Genomic DNA, 9,217 nt, shown 5'->3' with positions numbered 1-9,217 from the left:
GTTAATTGGAGACTACGCAGCGTCGGGCCTGCTAACCACCAAAGGGGGTCAAAATTGGATGCCGATACAGGGTCAGTTTTGAATGCCGATTGACAAGATGGGTCATGGCGGTCGCCTCAGTGCAGCACGGGGTGCTTCGCCAGCGCCTCGGCACGGTCGAGCATCCGGGCGACGGTGCGCAGGCTCAAGCGGCGGTTGGACAATGCATCGGTCTCGAAGATGGCGGCGAGGGCGTCGGTGGCAGGCTCGGGAAGTCCACGCCGGGCGGCTTCGTTCATGGCGAAGTCCCTTAGCTGCCCCGTGGTCAGATCCGGCAGATCAAGAACCACGCAGCGGCTCTGAAACGGTTCCGGCAAACCCTGCCTGCTGTTCGCCGTCATCACCCAGTTCACCCAGGACATGTCCATCTTGACCTGAAAGAACGGGCATTCCCAGGTCGCCGCCGTCATCCGCTCCAATAGCGGCAGGAGCGCATCCGTCAGCGTGTGCCGCGTGCCTTTGTTGGATTGGACCTCATCAGCCTTTTCGATCTCGTCGATGATGACCAGCGGCCCGCCATGCCGGCTGTTCAGGACCGTGTTGACCAGTTTGCCCGCATGGGCACTGCCCCAACCGCGTTGGGATCCGGTGAGCGCGAACGACGCCGGCTCCCCCGTTGCGTCAATCTTGGTCGCGGGCACCTCCAGATGATGGGCCAGTCGCCGCGCCCAGAAGCTCTTGCCGATGCCGGGCGGGCCGTTCAGGACGAGCGGGGTGAAACGGACACCGGGCAAGTCCTCCCGTGCCGAGGCCCGCAGCCCGTGCCAGACGGCTTCGGTGGCGGGCGCCATCCAGGGCATCTCGGCGTGCAGCGCAGCGGCGATTTCGTCCGCCTCGTGTTCGGAGGTGACGCGGGTGACCGGCAGCCCGCCGCGCAAGGGCGTCAGCTTCGCGCGGTTCTCCTCACTGAGATGAGACATCCCGGTCGAGGAACTGAGACGTTCGACATACCGCATGGCCCGGCGCTTGATCCGGGCGCGGTCGCTGTCCATGATCAGCTCATAGCTACTCACGAGGTCGTCCTCGCTGATCTTCCCAGCCGCGTGGCCTTCGTCCTGCTTCTGGCGTCGGATCGTCCGAAGAAACTTTTGCAGCCGGGCATCGACGTCCCGCAGCTTCGGGATGTCGTCGACGAAGGTCAGATCGTGGAACGGAATGGTCGTTGTCGAACGGGTCATGGTGGAGTCCTTTCATCACGCGGCACGCGGGCCGCACAGCAATCCAGTGCCTCGGGCAACTGGGCCAATGGGTGTGAAAGGTTCCGGAACCTTGAGAACGAATAAGGAACAGATTTGTCGGCGGATCAAGTCAACCCAACCAGGCCGGCCCGCAACGGAAATGGGCGGCCCCGTCGAGAACCGCCCAATTCGAAATCATTACATTTCAACAGCTTAGATTTTAGTGGCAAATATAGACCGTGTGGGTGGAAGGCAATTCGGGCCAAATGGCACTGAATTGCTTGTCATCTCACTCAACATGTAAGACAGGTGGAAGTTTTGCCAAATCTGGCAAATCTCTCCCCAGAAACCCCTAAGAAAAAGACCTCTTGAAAGCCATTGCTTTGGCCTGAGCGAGCGGATTTGCCAATCAACGGTACAAGTTTTGCCAAGTAATACGGGCCGCCACCACTTGAACACGGATGCCACCAAAGAAAAAGCCGCCCTGAAGAGCGGCTGTCAACGTAGTCACCTCGATGTTTCTACAGATCAGATCTGCGATAAATGGCGGCATTCAGATATTCCCTCCTCACTATCGGACTGATGCCGGCCTCACGAAGTCTGGCGGCCATGGCCTTCGATGTTACTCCATGTTCGGCAGCAAGCGTCGATAAAGCAGCATGTGCCGCTTCGAACCTGTCGACTTCTTCGACAGCAAACCGATACTTAACGGCCCCCGTTGCATTCACGATTTCCGTTGCGCTGATGAACGGCTTGCCATCCCGATCCGGCGTCTTGCGAAGGTGGGTCACGCCCGACGGAAAGATACCGAGACGCGATGCCACTTCTTCCGCAGTCAAACCGAGTTCGCCCTCCTTCGTTGCAACCACTTTTCTGATCTCATCAGGATCGACGAGGACCGACTTAAACCGGAGATCTTCGGCCAGCAGTTCAATGTGACTGAGTTCTCCGTCGAGGACGAGACGAACGATATCGACGACAGGCTGACGAGCGAGTTGCGACGCAGAAATGACGTCTGTCATGCCAGACCCTGGACATTGCGCCGGTACCCCGTTTGCACGGAACTCTCTTAGGAAGCGATCGAGCTCTGCGACCGGTACATTGCTAAGCACACCGCCGCTGCGACCAATTCCCGGAACAATCTGCCGGACGATCCCGGCCCTCGTAAGCATTTCAGCCTGACGCCTGTTGCAATTCAGGTAATCCGGGATCGACTTGATCGGTAGAGACTTGTTAATTCGCTCTGCAAGAGTTTCTCCGGCTTGTGCGTTGAAGGATACGGCTGAATTGATCCGATCCTCATCGCCCCCGTGAATGATCCCCTGCCGAACCAAAGCACGATTCAGCGTCTTCGGATGAATGCCGCTCTCCCGTGCAAGACTTGCGACCGAGTGACGCCGACGTTGCTCGACGACTGACCCAAAAAGCCTGGTTCCTGGTTCGACTTCCATCGTGTCGAGGATATGCTCACGCACGACTTCCCGAATGGGCCCAGGCTCGCGCCGCGTCTTGTTGAACTGCAGCCACTGATACAATCGACCATATGCGGCTTGAGGACCGCCACCTGACTTCACCTTGCGTGAAGCAATAGCGATCTCTTCGAGGGCGCTTCGAATTCTGTCAGGCCCCACGCTGGCCGCCTGAAAACCAACCCCACCCGCTTCGTCCCACTGCGCCATGGAAAGCTTGTCGAGATCGGTATGCGCACCGAAGACCAGACAGGCTCCAAGCATCTCGCATGCCTTGACGGCCTGATCTATCGCCTGCGCATGAAGCCAGCCTGAATCCTGCTGCCCCGAAAACCGCCTCTGCACATACTCCTGGAGCGGCGATATCGGTCGGGATGTTGCCGACGACACTTCTGCCTCGAGTTCCTTGTTCGATGGAGCTACCCGGCTCATGTCCTGAAACTGCTCAGTGAAGGATTTGTTCGGACGGCGCGTCAGAAGTATTCCGTGCACTGGGCAGGTGCGCACCGGGCTGAACATCCAGGAAATACGCCCCACGCGTCGGCCTATGCTTGAACTGCCTGGGTTCGTGTCTTCCAACAGGCACGCTGGGCAATAGGACGTCCAAGTGTGCAAGGCAAAACGGATCCCGAATGAAACACCTCTATGTTCGTATGCCCATTCACCCTTTCTAACGACACCGGTAGAGCGGATACGTTCAGGTGCAATTCCGGTAAGTTCCGCGAGGCGGTTGACGCAGACGTCACTCGTCTCGCGAACACTCCGCTGGGAGATCTGCAACATACGGAGCCAGTCAGGGCCTTCGATCCCTGCATGAAACGGGCCAAGGCGGCAGCACCACGATACGGTGCTTTCGCCTTCCAATGGCGGCAATACGGGGAGCAGAACCACGACTTCAGACCCTTTCGAGCTTCTTTTGGAAACGCCGCTTGCGAGCCTCTTCGTACTCCGCTGCACCGCGATCGAGCTGTATGGACAACCAATCGCGGGAGAGAAATACGTTGTCATCAGGACTACAGCCTTCTTGCATTGCCCAAGCTTCCGCAAAGTGGTCAGACGTCAACATCGTCGCACCGTCCCATAGCGCGCACTCGATAGCATTGATGATTGCCTCGACCGCACGACCGAAGCGGTGGCGGCTCGCGGTGATCAGGCGTGCGGGTAGGTCTTCAGCAAGCGACATGCTCATTTCTGCTTTCGAACAATAGTGTTGGATCAGCCCCTTCAGGCCCTCCTCATCGGCACCATGCTGAAGATCGGCCGGAACAATCTTCGTGAACCGGCGCGACACTTGCGGATCAAGCCCAAGCACTTCTGCCAGGCGCTGGGTTCCACTCAGGATCGGTATGATCGCATTTGGCCCTTGCATGAGAGACTTGATCATGCGCAGCGAGCTCTCAGTTTCTGAGATCGACTTCGCCATGAGCAAGTCATGGGCCTCATCGAGCCAAAGCACCGTGATGCCCGCCTGACCAAGTCGGTGCCGAACAGCATGCCAGATTTCGACCTCCGTACATTTCTGAGGCACAATTGGCATCCCAAGAGCTCCGAGTATGGTAGCGCCTACACCTTTCAGTGTGGCCGGGCTTGGAACCTCCAGCGCGAGAAACCTCGGTTGCCCGGTCGAAGGATTTCTTGAAAGCGCGGTGGATGCCTCAAGCACACGCCGGATCGCAGTGGTCTTGCCTCCTCCCGCCGGTTCGATGACGGCGATCCCGCGGGTTTCCTTTTCGCCAGTGAACCGGCAGGGAACCGCTGTGGGCTGCCCATGCTCGTCATGCTGAAGCAACCGGCGAAGCTGCCGCTCGATTTCGGTATCCCGCTGATTGGGAATGTGCAGCGCCCGGAGGCGCTGTGAAATGGTGACTGGATCAGGACGCATCATCATTGCTCCTTTCATTCAAATCTCCGGGCAGCCAGAATTTGGCAGGTGCCTCAGTTTGTTTTTTCCGAGGGTGATTGGGGACTGTCGGCAGCTGAGATTTGTTGGCAAAATCTGCATCTGCATCTGCATCTGCATCTGCGCTGTTGGTGACCTCGACCTTCATCGGAAGCTCAACACCAAGAGCCACGTCGATATCCGGCTCGCGCGGTTCGATCCTGATACCCAGGTCAGCGCAATCCGTGGTCGTGTCCTCGCGCCGAACGATATCGAAAGATGCGAAAAGGCTCCCCTCCAGGTGCTTAAGGTATTGCGTCGAAATCGCAGTATTCATGATCCCGTAGGCCGCCGACTGCTCGCCAATCAGCGTCTCAATGTCGTCGATTGCCTTGAACACTACTTCTTCTTCCCATGCCTTTCGCGATTGCGACTTGGCGCGCAGTGTCCTGCGGACCTTGACCCAGCGGTGCACATCCAGTCCCGAGAAGCGATCACTGACCGCGTGGATCTCGTACCAGGCATCACCCAGAAAAACCTCGATGGCACCAAGATCGCTTGGGTCCCACCGCACATCGACCTGACCGCCCCCGCAGGTACGCCTGAAGGCCAGCAGTTCGGGCCCCTGGTATCGGACCCCAAGGATTGTGACGCCGGTCTTGTCGACATGCCGCTTCAACTTCATGCCGAAGGCGAGACGCTTGCTGCGCTTGTCTGGCAGAGCCCGCACCGGGAAGTTTCCGTCCAGCATGTCGGCATCCCATTGCTCGAGTGGGGTACGTCCACCGAGTCCTTCATGTGGCGAGTTGTGGTAGATGTCCACGATCCAGCGCACCAGGGCGAAAGCGAGACCTTCTGCATCCAGCGCCGCCCGGTCTTCCGTTTGGTAGTCCCCTCGCTCCAAAGGATTCGAAAAAGTGCGCCCCATAAGACGAGGCAGCAAGTTCATCGCACAGGTGCGGAAGAAACGTTCGACGCGGCCGCGCATACCCGGAACACCTGCAATCGTACGAAGAACGGAGATTTTAAGGTCGAGACACGCCTCGGTAAAATCCGCCGACCGAAATGCGGGGCCATTGTCGGTAACCAGCGTTTCGGGAACAACTGCATGCGACCAAGGTGAAAGGGCACCGACTGCGTCTGCCCATTGCCCCTTGTCACTGACCACCATGCGGAGACATTCGATCGCAGCGCTCGAGGATGGGTTTCTCGCAAGTTTCATGCCAAGAATGACCCGGGTTCGGCAGTCAATTGCAACAACCAGCCACCAGCGATCCTTTGTTCTATCGAGGCCGATAGCCTCAATGAAGTCAGATCCGAGCACTGCGTGCAGTTTTGCCGAGTGAAGTATCGAAATCAGGTCAATGCACCACTCGTCGATTTCCACGCGCTCGCCTGGTCGCGAGACCTCGAGCCCTCTATTGACCGGGCGCATCTCCTTCATTGCGTACTCTGAACCATATCGGGCGACCATGACGGCGAACTGGTCAAGCTTCTTGATCGCACCCCGAACAGCGTCACGGCCGGGCACCTTTAGAAGTCTTAGACCGTTTTCCTGCCGGCGTTCATTCTCCTTGGCGAAAGCGCGTTTGACGTCCTCAACGGTGCGGGCGATAGGCCTCCGCTCAGGCGTCAGGTAGCTTTCTTTGATGGTCTGCATCATGAGCGCCTGCTCCTCGGGTCCAAACGGACTGGTTCGGTTGCCGGACTTGCACAAGCTGTCCGCGAGTACAGCCGGACCATGCCTTTCGTATCGAGAAGCAAGCTTTCGAAGGTAGTCGGCATTGTATGCGGAGACGGTCTTCCCAGAGCTACCTCCACGTCTGCGCTTTGTTTTCGCTTCGACGCTCCGCGGAAGACGACCCGTTTCCTTTTCGTGATCCAGAAGATCGCGTTCGCTCGCCTCCTCGACCATATAAACGCTTGCCCGTTTCTCGATCTCGCTCTTGTGCGCCTCTATGTCGTTCGTGTTGATGCGGATTTTCCCCTCGTCACGCAAATCAAGCGTCGCGCGCACAAGCGCATGTCGAATTTTGAAGCGGCGCCGGGCGCCGGGCGGCAGCTCCGACACCCGAAAATCTATGCTCTTCACCTCGGGTGAAGACTTGAGATCGTCCGGCAAATAGTAGCCAACCTCATGCTTGATCTGTCCCGTGGCGTTCAAACGGCCAAGCTGAGAAAGTGCAAATTGCTCAACCAGGCCACGTCCGTCTTCCGGCATGAGTTCTACATTCTCGCCGGTCCTCCGGAGCACGCGATACGGCTTCCCATCAACAATCAGGCGATCATGAGGCTCGAGCCGGAAGCAGTGCAATGCCCCGGAATTGTGCGCTGTCAAACCAAATTGCCCAACCATCGCGTTCATGCCCGCGCTCCCGTCCAAGCGACCAAGGTTTCGGGGTTAATCCGTTCGCGGGTCACCGGGGCCAACACGCCGCGGGCGACGAGCCGCAATAGCGCGCGATAACCGCGAGCGCCGAGGTCAACCTGCTCGGTGAGCGAGCGGAGCGTCGCCGCCCCGCGCAATTCTTCAGCTATCCTTGAGGACACTGCGTCAGCTTCTGCGTCGCAGTCATGGAGTGCTGCGTTCAGATTGGCGTTGTGAAGTTCGACGCGGTCGAAATGTGTATCCGAGAGCAACCGAAGCGCGTCCGCAAACCCCTTCTTCTGCACCCACCAGGCAATCGTTTGCATTTCCTCGACGAACCGCCCTGAAGCCAGTTTGGCAGCCGGCTTGACGGTGTATGCGATACGCGAACCGTCGGTCTTGGTCGCAAGTATATCGAAGAAATGGCAGCGCTCGTTCTTTCGACCGTATCGGAACAGCACCTGTTCCCGAACATCAGAAATATCCGGTCGCGCCGCCAAGATCTTCTTGAAGCCCTGCTCGAAGAAGGACTCTGACGAGACACGAACACCCGGTCCGCCGTCGAGGACCATGAAGCCGATGCAGTGGCCTTTCGATCCCTTGGACTCTCGCGTACCGTTAGAAATTTTCTGCACGTTCCTGTCTGCGCGGGAAGGCACAGGCAATACTCGTCCCTCCGAAAAAATCGGCATGTTCAAACCTCCTGGTATGAGGAGACCGCCCGCCGGAAACAGGTCCGGCGTTGCCCGAAGGCAGCGGCCATATTGTCTGGATGAAATCGAATGATCCGCAGTATTGGGCGGCGGTCATTCCAGTTGGTTGCTACCCGGTTTTAGCCGGGTTGGTCATTGTGATTGTTCAACGCTTCTTCACGTCTCCGCCTCAGTTCTCGTCGTTGCCCACGGATGGCTACCGGGCGCTTGGCCAAATGGGCAAAATAGATGTTGGCCATTTCCCGAATTTCCAAAGCAGATCGGTCTCTGGCTGGCCCCTGACCTGCCGTCCGAGCTGGCTTTCGAAGGCAAAATTATTCGTGTTCAAAAGTCGCGCAAGGAGCGATTTTCGGCCCAAAAAAATTTTGCGAAAACGTTTCCGCGACGAGTAAAACGAACCCACACAATTCCCCGCAACTCGGAGATATGGTCTTAAGCTATTGTTTTTGCTAATTTTTCCTCAATCCTCTTTGCCGCTGGAAAAACCGAACTCGAGGACCAGTTTTGATGCGTAAATTTTGATCTCCATGAAATCGCGTCTCTTTTCGACGTGCTGCAGTTGCATAATTGCAACGACTTGCGCAGATCTCACAATCAATGTCCCCCTTGGAGAAGCTTTTTGATTCCGCGTGTTGAGTCGCATGCGAACCGATTGTGCTTTTACCGCCCGCCGGCGCCGAAAACTTTCGTCCCGATGGACCAAAGGCTGGTAATTCACCAACGATCAAACAGGACAACTCAGGTGAGACCGATCACGCTGAGTAACGCGCCCCAAAATAGGTAGAGAAGCGCGGATCACAGAGGGCGTTGAAAAATGTTGCCTACCGATGTAGCCGAAAAATATTGTCACCTGACCGTTGCAGTTCCCCAGTGAGCACTGATGACAGACCTCGAGGACGCTTTAGACACTCTTAAAAATCGTCTTGGCAACGAAGGTAATGCCTTCGAAATCGTGATTGAGACTGCCGACGAGTATGGATTTCACCCGAATTTTCTGCGCAGAAAGTTCGTAGAGCGCTACCACACTTCACCAGAAGAGTATGCGCCTCCAACTGGTTTGATCACTCTAAATAGGCGTCGGGCGCGGAAAAATGCCCTGAGCTGGGCATGGCAATCGCATAGCGTTCTGGAAATTTATACAATGACCCCAGCGCCTCCAGACGCCCGCCAAAAACACGAACAACGAAAGAATACTTGGATAGCTGAGCAGGTGCGAAAGCATCATCTGGGTGCAATCTTTGCAGAGCATGGATATGAATATGCTTTCGCGGGCCTTTCATCGTCGGGTGCGATAATGGCCATCCCAGTTGGAGAAGGAGACCCCAAAGAAAGGAGCGCACACCTCCATAGAGTTATTTTTCAAGAAGACGCCGAGCCCTTTCCTTGGAACACCGTGCAAGAAGTTCGACCCTACATTTCAGATACGGTTTGGAGAATGGGAAACCCTGAGTTGACGTTTGCCACAAAGCAACAGGCTTACGAGTGGTTGCAGAAGCGCATCATTGTCGGAGCAAACGAGAACTTAAAGTAGCCAATCATGCCTCTCGGATCGACAAGACGTTGCGCACTGT

At 56.9% G+C, this 9,217-nt stretch carries 7 protein-coding genes; 2 read left to right on the top strand and 5 right to left on the bottom strand.

The features are described 5' to 3' along the window. Window positions 1-116 precede the first annotated feature (116 nt). From F3H26_RS11510 to F3H26_RS11490, 5 genes are all read right to left on the bottom strand, one after another. Complete coding sequence (locus F3H26_RS11510; protein WP_149776198.1) at window positions 117-1,217, bottom strand: AAA family ATPase; 1,101 nt, start codon at window positions 1,215-1,217, stop codon at window positions 117-119. Between the two features lie 521 nt (window positions 1,218-1,738). Then, a complete protein-coding gene (locus F3H26_RS11505; protein WP_149776197.1) occupies window positions 1,739-3,694 on the bottom strand; it encodes a TniQ family protein in 1,956 nt (651 codons plus the stop codon). Beyond that, window positions 3,582-4,586 carry a TniB family NTP-binding protein gene (locus tag F3H26_RS11500; protein WP_149776196.1) on the bottom strand — a complete coding sequence of 335 codons (1,005 nt, stop codon included), beginning with the start codon at window positions 4,584-4,586 and terminating at the stop codon, window positions 3,582-3,584. Before F3H26_RS11500 ends, F3H26_RS11505 begins: the two co-directional genes overlap by 113 nt. After that, complete coding sequence (locus F3H26_RS11495; protein ID WP_149776195.1) at window positions 4,558-6,930, bottom strand: DDE-type integrase/transposase/recombinase; 2,373 nt, start codon at window positions 6,928-6,930, stop codon at window positions 4,558-4,560. The genes F3H26_RS11500 and F3H26_RS11495 overlap by 29 nt, the downstream gene beginning before the upstream one ends. Then, complete coding sequence (locus F3H26_RS11490) at window positions 6,927-7,625, bottom strand: hypothetical protein (protein WP_149776194.1); 699 nt, start codon at window positions 7,623-7,625, stop codon at window positions 6,927-6,929. Before F3H26_RS11490 ends, F3H26_RS11495 begins: the two co-directional genes overlap by 4 nt. An 80-nt stretch (window positions 7,626-7,705) precedes the next feature. On the opposite strand from F3H26_RS11490, the gene F3H26_RS11485 reads away from it, so the two are divergent. Both F3H26_RS11485 and F3H26_RS11480 read left to right on the top strand, forming a co-directional pair. Next, window positions 7,706-8,038 (top strand): hypothetical protein, encoded by a 333-nt coding sequence (locus F3H26_RS11485; RefSeq protein WP_188127753.1) that lies wholly within the window; start codon window positions 7,706-7,708, stop codon window positions 8,036-8,038. Window positions 8,039-8,526: 488 nt separating this feature from the next. After that, window positions 8,527-9,177: a hypothetical protein gene (locus F3H26_RS11480; RefSeq protein ID WP_149776192.1), complete on the top strand. Its 651-nt coding sequence runs from the start codon at window positions 8,527-8,529 to the stop codon at window positions 9,175-9,177. The last annotated feature ends 40 nt before the right edge of the window (window positions 9,178-9,217 follow it).

The sequence above is a fragment of the Ruegeria intermedia genome (assembly GCF_900129345.1).
Lineage (GTDB): Bacteria > Pseudomonadota > Alphaproteobacteria > Rhodobacterales > Rhodobacteraceae > Ruegeria > Ruegeria intermedia.
The sequence above is the reverse complement of the archived record's forward strand: the minus strand, read 5'-3'. Positions and strand labels throughout refer to the sequence as shown.